The 16,367-nt window shown below is 69.4% G+C and carries 15 protein-coding genes; 10 read left to right on the top strand and 5 right to left on the bottom strand.

The window, feature by feature from the left end:
• The first annotated feature begins 57 nt into the window (after positions 1–57).
• Entirely contained in the window at positions 58–564 is a 507-nt protein-coding gene (locus tag AC5RVG_RS00435; protein ID WP_494012318.1) for a flavin reductase family protein, read from the top strand.
• Positions 565–629: 65 nt separating this feature from the next.
• Positions 630–1,130, top strand: coding sequence for an ASCH domain-containing protein (locus tag AC5RVG_RS00430; RefSeq protein WP_494012317.1), 501 nt, complete (start codon positions 630–632; stop codon positions 1,128–1,130).
• A gap of 16 nt (positions 1,131–1,146) precedes the next feature.
• On the opposite strand, the gene AC5RVG_RS00425 is transcribed toward AC5RVG_RS00430, so the two are convergent.
• Both AC5RVG_RS00425 and AC5RVG_RS00420 read right to left on the bottom strand, forming a co-directional pair.
• Complete coding sequence (locus tag AC5RVG_RS00425; protein WP_494012316.1) at positions 1,147–1,614, bottom strand: GatB/YqeY domain-containing protein; 468 nt, start codon at positions 1,612–1,614, stop codon at positions 1,147–1,149.
• The gene (locus AC5RVG_RS00420) at positions 1,611–2,396 is read right to left on the bottom strand and encodes a glutamine amidotransferase (RefSeq protein ID WP_494012315.1); all 786 of its coding nucleotides are present in this window, start codon (positions 2,394–2,396) and stop codon (positions 1,611–1,613) included. Before AC5RVG_RS00420 ends, AC5RVG_RS00425 begins: the two co-directional genes overlap by 4 nt.
• Before the next feature lie 112 nt (positions 2,397–2,508).
• On the opposite strand from AC5RVG_RS00420, the gene ftsY reads away from it, so the two are divergent.
• Positions 2,509–3,717: a signal recognition particle-docking protein FtsY gene (gene ftsY, locus AC5RVG_RS00415; protein WP_494012982.1), complete on the top strand. Its 1,209-nt coding sequence runs from the start codon at positions 2,509–2,511 to the stop codon at positions 3,715–3,717.
• An 82-nt stretch (positions 3,718–3,799) separates the two neighbouring features.
• On the opposite strand, the gene AC5RVG_RS00410 is transcribed toward ftsY, so the two are convergent.
• Both AC5RVG_RS00410 and AC5RVG_RS00405 read right to left on the bottom strand, forming a co-directional pair.
• Positions 3,800–4,612 carry a hypothetical protein gene (locus AC5RVG_RS00410; RefSeq protein ID WP_494012314.1) on the bottom strand — a complete coding sequence of 271 codons (813 nt, stop codon included), beginning with the start codon at positions 4,610–4,612 and terminating at the stop codon, positions 3,800–3,802.
• Between the two features lie 91 nt (positions 4,613–4,703).
• On the bottom strand, positions 4,704–5,969 hold the full coding sequence (locus tag AC5RVG_RS00405; RefSeq protein WP_494012313.1) for an MFS transporter: 1,266 nt from the start codon (positions 5,967–5,969) through the stop codon (positions 4,704–4,706).
• A 284-nt stretch (positions 5,970–6,253) separates the two neighbouring features.
• Between AC5RVG_RS00405 and AC5RVG_RS00400 the strand changes: the two genes are divergently transcribed.
• The 3 genes from AC5RVG_RS00400 (at position 6,254) to AC5RVG_RS00390 (ending at position 10,140) form a co-directional block, all read left to right on the top strand.
• Entirely contained in the window at positions 6,254–7,558 is a 1,305-nt protein-coding gene (locus AC5RVG_RS00400) for an ammonium transporter (protein ID WP_494012312.1), read from the top strand.
• A complete protein-coding gene (locus AC5RVG_RS00395; protein ID WP_493999973.1) occupies positions 7,555–7,893 on the top strand; it encodes a P-II family nitrogen regulator in 339 nt (112 codons plus the stop codon). The genes AC5RVG_RS00400 and AC5RVG_RS00395 overlap by 4 nt, the downstream gene beginning before the upstream one ends.
• 453 nt (positions 7,894–8,346) lie before the next feature.
• On the top strand, positions 8,347–10,140 hold the full coding sequence (locus AC5RVG_RS00390; protein WP_494012311.1) for an HNH endonuclease signature motif containing protein: 1,794 nt from the start codon (positions 8,347–8,349) through the stop codon (positions 10,138–10,140).
• A 44-nt stretch (positions 10,141–10,184) separates the two neighbouring features.
• On the opposite strand, the gene AC5RVG_RS00385 is transcribed toward AC5RVG_RS00390, so the two are convergent.
• On the bottom strand, positions 10,185–11,579 hold the full coding sequence (locus tag AC5RVG_RS00385) for a glucose-6-phosphate dehydrogenase (protein WP_494012981.1): 1,395 nt from the start codon (positions 11,577–11,579) through the stop codon (positions 10,185–10,187).
• Between the two features lie 311 nt (positions 11,580–11,890).
• Between AC5RVG_RS00385 and ffh the strand changes: the two genes are divergently transcribed.
• From ffh to AC5RVG_RS00365, 4 genes are all read left to right on the top strand, one after another.
• On the top strand, positions 11,891–13,477 hold the full coding sequence (gene ffh, locus AC5RVG_RS00380; protein ID WP_494012310.1) for a signal recognition particle protein: 1,587 nt from the start codon (positions 11,891–11,893) through the stop codon (positions 13,475–13,477).
• A 251-nt stretch (positions 13,478–13,728) separates the two neighbouring features.
• A complete protein-coding gene (locus AC5RVG_RS00375; RefSeq protein WP_494012309.1) occupies positions 13,729–14,286 on the top strand; it encodes an NUDIX hydrolase in 558 nt (185 codons plus the stop codon).
• 10 nt (positions 14,287–14,296) lie between these two features.
• Positions 14,297–15,010 (top strand): alpha/beta hydrolase, encoded by a 714-nt coding sequence (locus AC5RVG_RS00370; protein ID WP_494012308.1) that lies wholly within the window; start codon positions 14,297–14,299, stop codon positions 15,008–15,010.
• Positions 15,011–15,033: 23 nt separating this feature from the next.
• Positions 15,034–16,320, top strand: a complete 1,287-nt coding sequence (locus tag AC5RVG_RS00365) for an eL24 family ribosomal protein (RefSeq protein WP_494012307.1) — start codon at positions 15,034–15,036, stop codon at positions 16,318–16,320.
• Positions 16,321–16,367: the final 47 nt, after the last annotated feature.

The following is a 16,367-nucleotide window of genomic DNA, read 5'->3' as shown; positions in this document are numbered from 1 at the left end:
CGTCCCCCCCAGGGCGTCCGGCGGCGGCATCGGCGTCCAGTACGGCATGATGTGGGCATGGCGCAGAAACAGGCAACAACCGGGCAGCTGATGGACGACTTCGTGCGGGGCTTCGACTATCCGATGTACATCGTCACGGCAGCGGGGGCCGGAGGCGAGCGGTCCGGCTGCCTGGTCGGTTTCGCCACGCAATGCAGCCTGAAGCCGGCCCTGTTCCTGGTGTGCATCTCGCAGCAGAACCGCACCCATCCCGTGGCGCTGGAGGCAGGCGTGCTTGCGGTCCACGTGCTCGGGCGCGGCCAGCGGGCGCTCGCAGAACTGTTCGGCACCGCGACGGGCGACGACGTGGACAAGTTCGCGCATTGTGACTGGCTGCCCGGACCGGAGGATGTTCCGCTGCTGGCGGACGCCGCCCGCGTCATGGTCGGGCGCGTCGTGAAGAAAGTCGATCTCGGCGACCACACCGGTTTCCTGCTGTCCCCGCTTGAGACCCGTGGCGGCGACATCACCGACCTTTTGTCGTTCAGCGACGTCCAGGATCTCGACGCCGGCCACCCCGCCTAGGGATTTCCGGCGCCAACCACCCGCCCAGGATCCTTCGGGGGCGGCCATCCCGCTAGGATTCGACGGTGACTACACCGTGCGCCAGCCCCGACCGTGATGCCGCCCTGCAGATGTGGAGTGAGTACGCAGCCGCGCGGCCGGAAGCCATCAGCCCCGGTGAGGAAGCCGTCGTCGACCATTTCGGCGACAGTGCCGCGCTCGCGGACGCGCTGCTGGGGCTGGTCATCGCCGGCCCGAAGCGCGCCACGGCCGCGCTGGTGGCCGAATTCCACCGGCAGGGGGAACGGCTTCCGCGGATCGGGGACCACTGGGTGGCCTGCGACGGCTCGGGCAAGCCCCGGGTCATTTTGCGCTCCACCGAGCTTCGGCTGGGGCCGCCGGACAGCGTGGACGACGCGTTCGCCTGGGATGAGGCCGAAGACGACCGGCAGCGCTCGACCTGGCTGGAGCAGCACTTGATCTACTGGAAGCGGGTCTGTGCCGCGCAGGGGATCGAGTGGCGCGGAGACAACGAAGTCGTGTTCGAGCGCTTCCGGATCGTCTGGCCGCCCGAGTTGGCGGACTGACCTTTCACCGCTTTGGTTACTGCCCCGCCAGCCGCCCGCGGACCATCTCGCTGACGGCCTTGCCGTCGAAGCGGCCCGCCACCTTCTCGGTGACCGGCTTCATCACGGCTCCCATCTGCCGCATGGACAGCTCCGCACCGTCCGCCTTGAGCCCGGCGATGGTGTTGTCCACGATCTCCGCGACCTCGGCCTCGGTGAGCGGCTGGGGCAGGTACGCCTCGATGACCTCGGCTTCCGCGATTTCCGCGGCGGCCCGCTCCGGCTCTCCGGCTTCCGCGTAGATGCGGGCCGTGTCGCGGCGCTTGGCGGCTTCCTTCTGCAGCAGCGCGGTGGTCTGGGCATCGTCCAGCTCCACCGGCGTCTTGCCGGACTTTTCCTTGGTTGCTATCTCGCCCAAAACGTTGCGCACCGTGGTCAGGGCCGTCTTGTTCCCTGCCTTCATGTGGGCGACGACGTCGGCCTGCAGTTGCTCTTTCAAACTCATTCGGTTCCTCGTTCCGGTGGGGTTCGTGGGGTTCGGTGGGTGCTGTGTCGGTCGGTGGCGTAGCGGGTGACGAAGTTGCGAAGTATCCGCTGCGGGATCGTCACGGTGCGTCCGCGCACCCGTCCCATGACGGCATCGGCCTGGTCCGGCGGGAAATAGCCGGCGTCCCGGTAGATCCAGATCCGGGTCAGCAGGCCGTCGACGTCCAACTCGGCGTGGAACTGGGTGGCGTAGAGGTTGTCCTGCAGCCGGAACATCTGGTTGGGGCAGTGCTCGGACCCGGCCAGGCGCACTGCGCCCGCGGGCAACACCGAGCATGCCTCCTTGTGGCCCACGAAGGCGCCGAACTCGCGGGGCAGGCCGGCCAGCAGGGGATCGGCGGCGCCGTCGTCGGTCAGCACGATCTGCGCCTCGCCGATCGGCTCGCCGTACTGCCGGTCCACCACGCCGCCGCCGTACCGGCCCAGGGTGCCGACGCCGTAGCAGGCGCCCAGGAACGGGAAATCGTGGGCGACGACGGTGTCGAGCAGCTGCTCCAGCTCGGCCTCGACGCGCAGCTGGGCGGCGGACTTGAACGCGTCGTCGTCGCTGGAGGTGTACGGGCTGCCGCCGAGGATGATTCCGCTGTAATCGTCCAGATCGATGGCCGGCATTGGTCCGGCCTCCAGCCGCACGCGCTGCAACTGGCCCGGTTCCAGGCCGCCAAAACGGGCGAAGGCCGCGTACTCCTCATCGGCTGCGGTGTCTTCGGCGCGCGTGGCCAGGAGCAGGAACGGCTTCATGCGTCGATCGTACAGTCGCTGCGCCGGGCCTTGGAACGTGGATGTCCGGCCGCGCCGCCCGACCCGTGACGCGGAACGGTCAGCGGCTAGGCTAGGAACCGTGGACGCAACCATGATCATCATTTACGTAGTTATCGCCATTGTCGTCATCGGTTTGGTGGCAACGCTGCTGCTGCGGGGCCGCAGGACCCCGCCCGGCACATACACCACCACCCGGGACGCGAACGACCCGGCCATGCCGCCGACCGGGGGCGGTACCGGCACCCTGGAAGCGCCCCGCGGACAGACGGCCCCCGCACCGCCCCTCGGCGCACCGACCGAGGAGGAACTGCCGCCGGCCGACGTCGAAATTCCGGAGGACGCCGCCGCGCTGGAGACCATCCCGGTGGAGACGCCGGCGCCGGTGCAGGGCCGCCTGTCCCGGCTGCGCGCCCGGTTGGTCAAGTCCAACAACGCCCTGGGCAAGGGGCTCCTGGCGCTGCTCGCCAGCGACAAGATCGACGACGACGTCTGGGACGAAATCGAAGAGACGCTCCTGCTGGCCGACCTGGGCACCGAGCCGACGATGGAACTCGTGGACGCGCTCAAGGACCGCGTGAAGGTGGAGGGCAGCCGCAGCCCGGAGCAGGTCAAGGCCATGCTGCGCGAGGAACTGATCAAGCTTGTGGACCCGTCCATGGACCGATCGCTGGCCGTGATGCGCCATGCCGACCGCCCCGCGGTGATGATGGTGGTGGGCGTCAACGGCGTCGGCAAGACCACCACGGTGGGCAAGCTGGCCCGCGTGCTGGTGGCCGAGGACAAGGACGTGATCCTCGGTGCGGCGGATACCTTCCGTGCGGCCGCGGCCGAGCAGCTGGCCACCTGGGGATCGCGCGTGGGCGTGCCCACCGTGAAGTCCGACGTCGATGGCGCGGATCCCGCGTCCGTCGCCTTCGAGGCGGTAAAGGCCGGTATCGAGCAGGAAGTCGATGTGGTCATGGTGGATACCGCCGGGCGCCTGCAGAACAAGGTGGGCCTGATGGACGAACTGGGCAAGGTCAAGCGCGTGATCGAGAAGCAGGCCACGGTGGACGAGGTGCTGCTGGTGCTGGACGCGACCACCGGCCAGAACGGCCTGAACCAGGCCAAGGTGTTCGCCGACGTCGTCAACATCACCGGCATCGTGCTGACCAAGCTGGACGGCACCGCCAAGGGCGGCATCGTCGTCGCCATCCAGCGCAGCCTCGGCGTGCCGGTGAAACTGGTGGGCCTGGGCGAAGGCGCCGACGACCTGGCGCCGTTCGAGACCGAGGACTTCGTGGACGCTCTGCTGAACTAGCGCCAGCTGGTCTGGTCCGCCAAACGGGCGTTGCTGCCGGACGGGCGCCGGTCGCTGTCCGGCCGGTGCCCGTCGCTGCCAGTCATGCGTCACTCTCGGTCGTGTGCCCGTCGCTGACCACCCCGGCCGCCGTGACGGGTTTTTCACCGGCGGCCGACTCCGGGCCCGCGACACGCAGCGCGATGAGCAGCCCCCAGACAAGGGCCGCGACGGCCAGCACTGTGACGTCGACGCTGCCTCCTGTTTCCGGCCCCAATAGCCAGCTGGTGCCCAGCGAGACGGCACTGAAGGCCAGCACGGTGCGCAGCAATGCGCGTGCGGGCGGCCAGAGCGCGTGCAGCAGGCCGGCGGCGGCCAGCGTGATGCCCAGGGCGCCTTGGACCGGCCAGTGGTCTATGCCCATGGTCCAGTACTCGGGTTTCGAGCCCGCGGCACGCGAGACCCCGACGGCGTACCAGGCGTAGGCGGCCCAGAACGGCAGGGCCAGCACGGCCAGCACCATCAGCGGCCAGTCCACCGCCATCCGCGGCGCCGAAAAGCGCGTCCCGGCGCGCCGGGACGACCACCACAGGCCCCAGGACATGATGCCGAGTGCCGCGGCCATCACCACGGGTCCGGGGCTCGCGCCGAGCAGGGCACCCAAGAGGAGCGCCGCCGTCGTCAGCCACAGCAGGGCGAGCACCGGCGCGATGTCCCTTGGCCGGAACGCCGCCCAGCCGAAAGCCAGTGCGACGGCGAAGGTGGTGAGCACGCCCCAGCTGGTTTCCAGCGCCGCAACCTCGGCGAAATAGGAATCTTCGACGAACATGGTCGACAAGTCGGTCAGTCCGAACCCGGGCAGTACGGCCCAAAACACGACGGCCACCGCCGCCACAACGCGTCCCCCAACGGTCATGGATCAGAGACTAGCGGCGAACGCGGCGCCTGGCTACCGCTGGAATCCAGGTGGGGCTAACAGCTGTTTCCAGGGTTGTTCGCTGCCGGGATCAGCCCGCCGCAGGTTCCTCCTGGGGCTTCACCAGCGTCTCGCGGCCGAAGAGCAGCCACAGGAGCGCCGCCGCCAGCATGATCGCGCCGGTGACCCCGAAGGCCCAGGCGTAGTTGAGCCGGTCGGCGAGCGCTCCGGCCAAGACCGGGCCGATGATCGCGCCCGCGTCGGTGCCCATCTGGAAGACGGCCAGCACCTTGCCGCCGCTGCGGTCGTTGCCGATGATGTCCGCGACGGCGGCCTGCTGCGCCGGTCCGAGCAGTCCGGACCCGAAACCGGCGATGACCGAAGCTGCGACGAACACCGGAACGGACTCGGTGAACCCGATGGCTGCGATCGCGAGCCCGGCCACGGTCAGCCCGGCGACCACCAGGGGGCGGCGTCCGGCGGTGTCCGAGAGGCGGCCGGAGAAGGTCAGCGCCAGCGCGTTGCCGACCGCGAAGACGGCCAACGCCAGCCCGGCGGTCTCCGGGCCAGCGCCCAGCACAGCCGCGGCGAAGAGCGGAATCAGCGCCATGCGGACCCCGAACGTGGCCCAGCCGTTGGCGAAGGCGGACACGACGGCGGCCCGGTACCCCGGGTCCGAGAGCGCCTCGCGCAGATCCATCGCCTCGGGAGCCGGAGCGTCGTTGGCCGTGCGGGCGGCGGGTTTCTTGAGCATGACGGCGACGACGGCGGCCGCCACGAGCAGCGCGAGGGCATAGACCACGAACGGCATCCGCAGCCCGAATCCTGCCAGCAGGCCGCCGGCCACCGGGCCGAGGATACCGCCCATCAAGAACGTGCCGGCATACAGGCTGGAAACCCGGCCGCGGCCGTCCGGCGGGGCCAGCCGCAGGATCAGCGCCATGGCCGACACCGTGAACATGGTGGAGCCGAGGCCGCCCAGGCCCCGGAAGATGAGCAGCTGCCAGTAGTCCTGCGCCAGCGCGCAGGCGCCGGTCGAAGCGGCGACTATCAGCAGCCCGGTCAGGTAGACCCGGCGTTCACCCCAGCGGCCCACCAGGGCGCCGCCCGCCGGCGCGAAGACCAGCCGGGCGAGGGCGAACACGCTGACGATGATGCTGGCAGCCGCGACTCCGACGTCGAAACTCGCGGCGAACTGAGGCAGGACTGGCGCCACCAGTCCGTATCCCAGCGCGATGACGAAGGCAGCGGCAACGAGGACCTTGATGTCGCGCGGAATCGGAGTGGGTGCAGGCTTGCCCGGTCGCTGGTGGCCGGACAGGCGAAACTGACGCGCCGTGCGGCGGAAAACTGGCATGCCAACCAGCGTAGCCCGACCCGCGCGCCGGCTCGGTGTCAACGCCGGGCCGCGCACCGCCGTCGTCCTCTATGCCACTCTGTGCCGCCGCTCTGTGCCGCCGCTCTGTGCCGCTCTCGGTGCCGCGCGAAACACTGCCGAAACACGCCGGTTGCACCGGTTTTACCTGCGCGGGCTTCTTGTAACGCGGCCGCAATGAAGCATCCTGCTGGCCGAAACACGCCGTCGTCAGTCTTGGTTCATCGGTGGGAAATTACCCGCCAACGAACGAGGGGACGTGAAACATGGATCTGTCGGCAGGTCACGTCTGGGTAATGATTTCGGCGGCCTTGGTGCTGCTCATGACGCCGGGACTGGCATTCTTCTACGGCGGGATGACGCGGGCCAAATCGGCCCTGAACATGATGATGATGAGCTTTTCCGCCGTCGCGCTGGTGGCGGTGGTCTGGGTGCTGTGGGGTTACTCGATGAGCGGGGGCGAGGGCGTGGCCCAGCTCTTCGGCAATCCGTTCGCCGCGTTCGGCCTGGAAGGGCTGCTTAGCACCCCTGACCTGATCAGCGCCGGGTACGGTGCCACGTTCGCGATCATCACGGTGGCACTCATCTCCGGCGCCATCGCCGACCGGGCAAAATTCAGCGCCTGGGCGGTCTTCGTGCCGGTCTGGGTCACGCTGGTTTACTGCCCGCTGGCCTTCATGGTCTGGGGCGGCGGCTTGCTGGGGGCCGAGGGAGCCATCGGCGCCTGGGCCGGGGAGGCGATCGATTTCGCCGGCGGCACGGTGGTGCACATCAATGCCGGTGTAGCGGGCCTGGTCCTGGCCCTGATTCTGGGCAAGCGCAGAGGCTTCGGCAAGGACCCTGCACAGCGCCCGCACAACATCCCGCTGGTGATGATCGGCGCAGCGATGCTGTGGTTCGGCTGGTTTGGATTCAACGGGGGAGCGGCGGGCACGGCGGAGGAAGCCGGGCTGATCTGGGTCAACACCATGGCCGCCCCGGCAGCCGCCATCGTGGGCTGGCTGGTGACCGAGCGCCTCCGCGACGGCCGCCCCACGTCCCTCGGGGCGGCCTCGGGTGTGGTCGCGGGTCTGGTGGCCATCACCCCGGCCTGCGCCAACGTATCCCCTCTGGGGGCGGTGGGTCTGGGCCTGGTGGCGGGCGTGCTGGCCGCGCTGGCGGTGGGGCTGAAGTACAGGCTGGGCTACGACGACTCGCTGGATGTGGTGGGCGTCCACCTGGTTGCCGGCCTGGTCGGAACGCTGGCCCTGGGCTTCATCGCCCTGCCGGTCGAAGGTGCAGGCGGTGGTCTCTTCTACGGCGGCGGCGTCGCCCAACTGGGGGCGCAGGCCGTGGCGGCGCTGGTCTCCATGGTGTTCTCTGGCGTGCTGACCCTGATCATCGGCTTGGCGATCCACAAGACCCTTGGCTTCCGGGTGACTGCAGAGGATGAGGTCACCGGCGTGGACCTCGCCCAGCACGCCGAATCCGCCTACGAATTCGGCGGCCTGGGCACCGGCGGAACATTCATCCCGCACCCGGCAACCGACCCCAGCGCCCGCAGCACGATCAAGGAAGAGGTCAACGCATGAAACTGGTCACCGCAATCATCCGGCCGGAAAAGCTGGAGGCAGTCCGCAACAGCTTGGAAAGCTATGGGGTCCAAGGGCTGACCGTCAGTGAGGCCAGCGGGTACGGGCGGCAGCGCGGCCACACGGAGGTCTACCGCGGCGCCGAGTACACGGTGGACCTGCTGCCCAAGGTCCGCGTCGAGGTCTTGGTGGGGGACGATTTGGCCGACGACATCGTCGACGTCCTCGTGGCCACCGCCAACACCGGCCGCGCGGGCGACGGCAAGGTCTGGCTGGTGGATGTGCAGGAAGCGGTCCGCGTCAGAACCGGCGAACGCGGCGAGGCTGCCATCTAGGACTGGAACCTTTGGCAGATTTCCCTGGCCCGGTTGTTCCGGCCGCCCCTGCGGCGTCCGGAGCAACCGGTTCCTGTGCGCGGGTGCACTCGCGGTGTCTGCGGCGGCCCGGAAACCGCGGCGGTGCCGCGGTTTCGTCGCATGACGGTGGGCTGGTTTCCCCTCAAGACGCACCCGTCTGCTTCGCGTTTAGCCGTTAGCCTGCTGAGTTGTCCTACACAGGGAAGGACGGTTCCCCGTTCAGCCATTGGCTGGCTGAGTTGTCCTCCACAGGGAAGGACGGTTCCCCGTTCAGCCGTCCGAACGCTGAGTTGTCCTACACAGGGGAATGACGGTTCCCCGTTCAGCCATTGGCCGGCTGAGTTGTCCTCCACAGGCAGCTGTCGATGGCAGGTTATGCACTTTCCTCGAAGATTCGTTCTACCCGGGGCGTGGGCTGCGTAGCGTTGAAGTATGGCAGCGGAACCGTTCGACGAGGCACAGGAGCCGGAGGATCACTCCGGTACCCCTGCCGCGTCCGACGACGGTGCCGGGCCCGACAATGGTGCCGCCGAACCGGTACCGGTCCCGCGGGGGTGGGCGGACGACTGGCGGGAGCTGGGACCGGCGGAACTGGCCGGCCTGCTCGCCGGTACGGACCCGGCGGCTCTGGACGATTGGTCGACCCTCGACTACCTTCAGGCGGTGCGCAAACACGAGGCCTGGACCCAGTCCCGCCGCCTGCGGGCCGTGCACCGCCTGGCGGTGCTCCGCCCGGCAACCGGGCCCGACGCCGGGGCACCGGACGGGATCTGCCGGCACGCCGCCGCCGAGCTCGCACCCATCCTGGCCGTGCCCCGCCAACGCGCGGCCGCGGAACTGGCCGACGCACACCAGATCGCCACCTGCCTGCCCGCCACCCTCGCCGCCCTCGACGCCGGCGACCTCGACCTGCCCCGCGCCACCGCCATCGCCCGCAAAGGCGCCGGCCTGCCGCCCGAGGTCCTGGCCGGCTATGAAGCCCGCGTTGTTCCCGGCGCCGGGATTATCACCCTGGAATCCGTCCAGGCCAGGGCCCGCACAGTCCGCGACCGGCTGCACCCCGAATCCCTCGAGATCCGGCACCGGGCCGCGATGGAACGCCGCACCGTCCACTACCAGCCCCAGGACGACGGGATGGCCGAACTTTACATCCGCACCAGCGCCGACAAAGCGCTGCTCGCCTACAACCTGATGCAGGCCCACGCCCGCAAACTCCAAACCGTCGACGAAACCCGCACCCTGGGCCAACTCCGCGCCGACGTGTTCACCGACATGCTCCTGCGCTACCCCGGCCACGCCTACCAGCCCACGGCCACCGCCACAGACACAGACACCGGACCCGCCGCCGGCGACACAGCCGCCACCCAGACGGCCACCGACAACTGCGGAACAGCGGCCACCCAAACCGCAGCCAACCCGCGGGAAACGGCCCAGTCCGGAACTGCTGCCGCAACCGGGTCCGCAGCCGCCGGGACTCTACCGGGCAGCACCAAAGGAACCGGCCCAGAAATTCCGGACACAGGAGTTGCGGCGTGCACCGCCCGAAACACGGCAGCCGGAGGGACGGCAGGGCAGGGGCCCTGTAGCTGCGGTGCCGGGAACGTGACCGCGTCCGTCGCCGTGACCGCACCCCTCGCCACCTTGTTGCGCCTTTCCGAAGAACCCGGCGACTTCACCGGCTACGGGCCGATCCCGCCGGGCATGACCCGCGACCTTGCCGCGCTCGCCAAATCCTGGTTGATCGTGCTCACCGATGACTATGGCAAGGCAGCCGCCGTCGCCAAAGACCTGCGCCACCCGCCCGAATGGCTCAAACGCCTCGTCCGGCTACGCGACCGCCACTGCCGGGACTTCGGCTGCACCGTCCCCGCAGACCAATGCGACATCGACCACACCATCGCCTGGGAAGACGGCGGCAAAACAGTCTTGGAAAATCTCAGCGCCAGGTGCAAACCCGGGCACAAAACCAAACACCACGGCGGCGGAACCGTCACCCAAGACAGCGACGGGACCCTCCACTTCACCACCCGCTCCGGCCACACCCACACCACCACCCCCGACCAAGGCTGGACACTCACGCTCCCCTCAGCCCCCGGCGCAGAAGAAGCCACGGAAAGCCCGGGCAACGGGGCCAAAAGTCCCCGGGGCTGTACCGGCGGCGAGGGCGACACCGGCGGCGACGAAGCGCCGGACGGCCCATGGGACAACACTCAGCCGCCGTTCTAGACACCCCGCCGCCCGTTCTAGTTACTTGGCGGCCTGCATCTCCGTCAGGGGAGCGGCCTGTCGCTCCGGGAAGTTGACCAACCGGCGGGGCCGTTGCTGCCCGCTTCGTACTCTTCCAGCGGCACTTCGTCTTTTTCCCAAGCCTTCAGCACGGGCTCGACTATCCGCCAGCACTCCTCGGCGGTATCCCCGCGGACGGACAGGAGCGGGTCGCCGCGCAGCACGCCTTCCAACACTTCGCCGTAGGGCAACAGATCGGCCGAGTGCAGGTCGGCGCTCATGACCGCCCGGTCCAGAGTGAAGATGTCCCCGGGACCGTTCACATCGATCTCAAGTTGAAGGGTTTCGGGTCCGAGCCCGATCCGCAGCCGCGTCGGGGCGTCGATGCCCTTGAAGCCCGTCGGCAGGTGGTTGACCGGCCTAAAGGTGATGATTACTTCCTTCTGCGGCTTGCCCAAAGCCTTGCCCGAGCGGAGGATGAACGGCACGCCGGACCACCGGGAGTTGTTGATCGAGACTTCAACCTCGGCCAGGGTTTCGGTCTTCTTGGCCGGGTCCACGCCCTGTTCGTCGGCGTAGTCCGGGGTGTCGCGGTCGCCGATCCTGCCGGCGGTGTAGCGGGCACGTCGAGTGCTCTTGCCGAAATCCGGGTTGACGCTGCTGGCGCGCAGGACGCTGCCGATATGGTCGCGCAGGTCCCGCTCATGGATGGTGGCCGGGGCGTTGAGGGCGGTCAGCGCCATCACCTGCAACAAGTGGCTTTGGATCATGTCACGCAGCGCGCCGGCCCCGTCGTAGTAACGGGCACGACCCTCCAAGGCCAGCCCCTCATCGTAGAAGATCTCGACTTTCGCCACATGTTCATTGCTGAGCAGCGGCTCCAGCAGGCGGTTGGCGAAGCGCAGGCCGAGGATGTTGAAGACCGTTGCCTTGCCCAGGAAGTGGTCCACCCGATGGATATGGTCCTCCGGCACCAGCTTCAACAGCGTCTTGTTCAGCGATGCGGCCGATTCACGGCTGGAGCCGAACGGCTTTTCCAACACCAGCCGTGTTCCCTCCGGCACGTCCTCGGGCCGGAGAAGCTCGCAGGCTTTCTGGCTGACCGCGGGCGGCAGGGCAAAGAACACGGCCACCGGGCCATCCAGCGCGGCCAGCAATTCCGCCAGTGCGCCCTCCGCCGTCACGTCCACCGAGTGGTACCGCGTGTTTTCCTGGACCTCGCGCAGTTGCCGCCGTCCGTCGTCGTTCGCGTCCCTCGCGCAGGAATCAAAGGCGCCGCGGACGCGTTCCTGCCACCTGCCCTCGTCCCAGTCATCCGACCCGGCGCCCACTACTTTCAGCCCGCTGGTCCTGCCTTGCGCGATCAATTTGCCCAGCCCGGGCAGCAGCAGTCGGCCGGTCAGATCGCCGGAAGCCCCCAAAATCAGCAACGTCCGGATCTGCAGCGGCCCGTCGGCAGCGGGGGCGGACACGTCCTCGGGCTGGGTCTTTTCCTGTGTCTGGGTCTGTTCAACGCTCACGTTCCCACCTTGCCACGGCTGTACGGCAGGGGGAACGGTCCATGGGCCGGGCGAGCTCGCACCCCACCGGCGTTCCTCCTTGCCGCGGTTCCTCGGCGGGATATGAGCCGACGGCCGAGTGGTCGCGATTTCCGGCGCGACTGCTGCCACCGCCAGTTGATACCCTTAAGTGCTGAACTCCGGCGCGGCCCGGGGACTGTGAACCAGATCGACGAAAGTAGACACGGCGCGTGTTCAATTCACTCTCTGACCGGTTGGCCTCGACCTTCAAGAATCTGCGCGGCAAGGGACGGCTGTCCGAGGCCGACGTCGACGCCACCGTTCGCGAAATCCGGCGAGCCCTGCTCGACGCCGACGTCGCGGTGCCCGTGGTGCGCGAGTTCGCGGCCCACGTGAAGGAACGCGCGCTCAGCGAAGAGGTCTCCGCGGCCCTGAACCCGGCCCAACAGGTCGTCAAGATCGTCAACGACGAGCTGGTCAACATCCTCGGCGGGGAGACCCGGCGCATCAAGCTGGCCAAAACCCCGCCGACGGTGATCATGCTCGCTGGCCTGCAGGGTGCCGGCAAGACCACCCTGGCGGGCAAGCTGTCCAAGTGGCTCAAGGGCCAGGGCCACAGCCCGCTGCTGGTGGCGGCCGACCTGCAGCGACCCAATGCCGTGACCCAGCTCCAGGTCAACGGTCAGCGCGCCGGCGTGCCGGTCTACGCCCCGCACCCGGGCGTGCAGTCCGAGTTCGACGCCGTTACCGGCGATCCGGTGGCCGTGGCCCGCGACGGCGTGGCCGAGGCGCGGCAAAAGCTGTACGACGTCGTCATCGTGGACACCGCCGGACGGCTGGGCGTCGATGCCGAGATGATGCAGCAGGCAGCTGACATCCGCGCCGCCGTCAACCCGGACGAAGTGCTCTTCGTGATCGACGCGATGATCGGCCAGGACGCGGTCAACACCGCGCAGGCCTTCAACGAAGGCGTCAATTTCACCGGCGTTGTCCTCTCCAAGCTCGACGGCGATGCGCGCGGCGGCGCGGCGCTCTCCGTCGCGTCGGTGACCGGCAAGCCGGTGATGTTCGCTTCCACCGGCGAAAACCTGGACGACTTCGAGATCTTCCACCCGGACCGGATGGCCAACCGCATCCTCGACATGGGCGACATGCTCACCCTGATCGAGCAGGCGGAGAAGTCCTGGGACAAGGGCGAAGCCGAGCGGATGGCGCAGAAGTTCGCCGACCAGGAAGACTTCACCCTGGACGACTTCCTCGCCCAGATGCAGCAAATCCGCAAAATGGGCTCGATGAAGAAGATGCTCATGATGATGCCCGGCGCCGCCAACATGCGCCAGCAGCTCGAGAACTTCGATGAACGGGAAATCGACCGCGTGGAGGCCATCGTCCGGTCGATGACCCCGCACGAGCGCGTTGCCCCGAAGATCATCAACGGCTCCCGCCGAGCCCGCATCGCCAAGGGCTCCGGTGTGCACGTGTCCGAGGTCAACGGCCTGCTGGAGCGTTTCGGCCAGGCCCAGAAGATGATGAAGAAGATGGCCCAGGGCGGCGGCATCCCGGGTATGCCGGGCGTGGCCGGGCCGGGTGGCTTCGGTGGCGCCCGGAAGAAGCAGCAAACCGCGAAGGGCAAGAAGAAGGCCCGCTCCGGCAACCCGGCCAAGGCGGCACAGGAGCTGCGCGAGGCCGAGGAACGCCGGAAGAACAAGGCCTCCGTTCCCGCCGGCAGTGCCTTCGGCGTCCCGCAGGACGGGCAGGACTTCGACCCGTCGGCGCTGAACCTGCCCAAGGGATTCGAGAAGTTCCTCGGCAAGTAGCCCCGAAGCTGTACCGCGAAGGCTGTAATGCGGCAGGTAAATGCCCCGTCGTTTTCCGGCGGGGCATTTTCCGTGGGCCGGCGAGGGCGCTTATCCACGCCGCGCCGCGCTTTCCATGCTCCGGAAGGTAAGCTGGTTGTCGAATCGTTTCAACGGGGACTCGCACCGGCGGGTTACGCGGCTCCTCAACACGGGCGGCCCATTCGCCCGGCGACGACCGGCCACCGGCGGCAGCGCAGCGAAGGAGTTTTGTGGCAGAGCAGGCACGCGGCGACGACGACGGCCAGCCCGGAAAGCGGCGGGACACCGTCGCGGTGATCGTGCGCAGTGTCGGCGGCTCCGTGGTGCTGGTGGACAATCCCGGCGGGCCCCGACTGCCGGCGACGCCTGTCCGGCCGGGCGAAGACCCGCGCGCGGCAGCGGCCCGGGTGCTCGCCGAGTCCTCCCTGCTCGTACCGCCCGGGCGCATCCTCGCACTGGATTACCAGCCGCTGGACGGCGAAGCCGCGGAAGCCATTACCTTCGTGTACGACGGCGGAACGTACGACGGCGGTGCGCTCGCCGCCGGTGCCGGGGGACAGGCGGTCTTCCTGCCCGTCGAGCAGGCCGAAGCCGTCCTGGACCCGGCGCAATCGGCGCAGCTGGCCGCGGGGCTCCGGGCCCACGAACTGCTCACCGTGGTTGAACTGCGCCACGGGCAGCCGCTGCGGACCGGGCAGTTGCGCGTCCCGGAACGAGAACTGGTGCCCCACGTCTGGGCGGCGGAGGCCGCCGGCGACTCCAAGGGAACCGTGGGTTCCGGCGTTTAGTATTTCTCCCATGGCAGTCAGTGGCAGCGGAGAGCGGGTGGTCTTTGTCCACGGCACCGACAGCTTCGGGGCTGCAGCCTGGCCGCGCCAGCACCGCCTGGCCGGACGCTACGACTGCCTGTTCCTGCGCCGCCACGGGTTTGATCCGCAGGCTGAGCCCCGGCCGACCGACTTTGACGAGGACGCCCGGATCGTCGGCCGGCACCTCGGCCCGGGTGCCCACGTCGTCGCTCACGCCCAGGGCGCCGTCGCGGCGATGATGGCCGCGGTCGAACACCCCGGCAGCGTGCACTCGCTCACGTTGTTCGAACCCGCCTGCCTGTCCTTGACCGCGGACCTGCCGGCCACCCGTGCCTACCGCGAGCGGCTGGAGCCGTTGTTCGACGCGCGGCGGGAGCTGACCGACGAGGAATACCAGCGCGCCCTCGTCCGGCTGGTGGTCGGCGCCGAAGCGCTGCCGCTGGCCACCGTGGCGGACCGGGCACAGGCGATGCGGGTCCGCCTGCAGGCGCCGCCCTGGCAGGCGCCGCTGCACATCGTCCCGGGCCTGCCCACCCTGGTGGTCACCGGCGGCTGGGAACCGCTGTACGAGGAAGTGGCCGAATACCTGGCCGCGACCGGCGCCGTCCACCGCCACGCCGGCGGGCACCACCGCCCGCAGGACACGGACCGGGGCCATGCCCTGCTGGCGGCCTTCCTGGCCGGGGCAACACTGCCGGACTGATCAGAGGTTGCTAGCGTGGAGCTATGAATGAATCAGCCTGGGAACCGGCGTCAGGACAGCTGTGGTGGCCGTGGCCGCTGGACGAAGCGGGCGTGGCCGCCCTGCAGCAGCAGCTCACCGACCGTTCGCTGCTCGGTGCCTTCGCGGGCGGCGCCCCGCAGGCCGGCGACAGCGTTGTCTCCGTGCTCCTGGCCGTGAACGGGGAACAGCGCGCCGCCGTCCTGGATCCGGCCGGCCGGGCAGTGCCCGGGCCCGACGTCGCGGCCCTGGTCCGCGGGCTCTCTGCCGACCTGGGGGCGGCCGTGGAGATTGACGGCATCGAATACGAGGCACCGGCACCGGACGCGGCTTTGGAAGTGGAGGAGATGCCGGAACCGGACGAGGCCGAGGAGCTCGAAGCGCCGGACGCCGCCGAGCTGCGCACCGTGCTGGTGGGCCGGTTCCGGCGCGAGGACCTGATGATGTTCGGCGCCCTCAACGGCGTGGAACTCCACGTCCTGGAGCCCGATGCGGGCACGCCGGGCGCGCCGGGCACGCAGGGCACGCCGGGCACGCCGGGCGCGCCGGACCGGGCCGCACCCGGCCAGCGGATCGTCTTGGTCTACGGGGAGGCCGCGCCCGGGCTCTACAACTGGCCGGCCTCGGCCAAACCGATCGTGGCGCTGATGGACCTGGACGGCTTCCGCGCCGTCGAGGCATGGCTGCCGGGCACGCGGAGCGACCCGGACACCAGCTTCTGGCACGCCTGGGAGGCACCGGCCAAGCCGTTCCCTTCGGCGTCCCGGGCCGACGCCGAGGCGCTGCGGCTGCTCGGCCGGATCGTGCACCCGGAAGGCCCCGACACGCAACGGCTCAGCGATGTGCTGGGCCTGGAGCCGGGCGCCGTCGAGGGGCTGCAGGACCTGCTGTCCTCCCCGGACGAGCCCGGAATCCTGGCCCGCGCCGGCCAGTTGCTGCAACTGCCGCCGATCGCCGCCCGGCTCGCCGAAGGGTCGCTGCAGCCCGACCGGGTCCCCGGGATGGAATCGATTCCCGTCCAGTCCATCGGCAAGGCGCTGCTGGAACTGGCCAGCACTCCGGCCGAGGGCAGGGGCCCGTTGGCGGCGTGGCAGCGCGCCGTCGTCGCGCGCCCGGCCCTGCTGGCCGGCAGCGCCGCAGCGGCCGCCACCGGCGCCGCCCTGCTGTTGCGCGCCGCCGGACGCCGGCCCGCGAGCTCCCGGTTCCTGCGCGCGGGCGCGCTGGGGCTGGTGCTGCAGGCGGCCGGAGACGTGGCCCTGGGCAGCTACCTGGCGTACCGGCGCCGCCGCTGACCACTGATACACCGGCAGGCGTTCGGACTGGAATAAACGTGAAGCTT

The organism is Arthrobacter senegalensis (assembly GCF_059091765.1).
The sequence above is the reverse complement of the archived record's forward strand: the minus strand, read 5'-3'. Positions and strand labels throughout refer to the sequence as shown.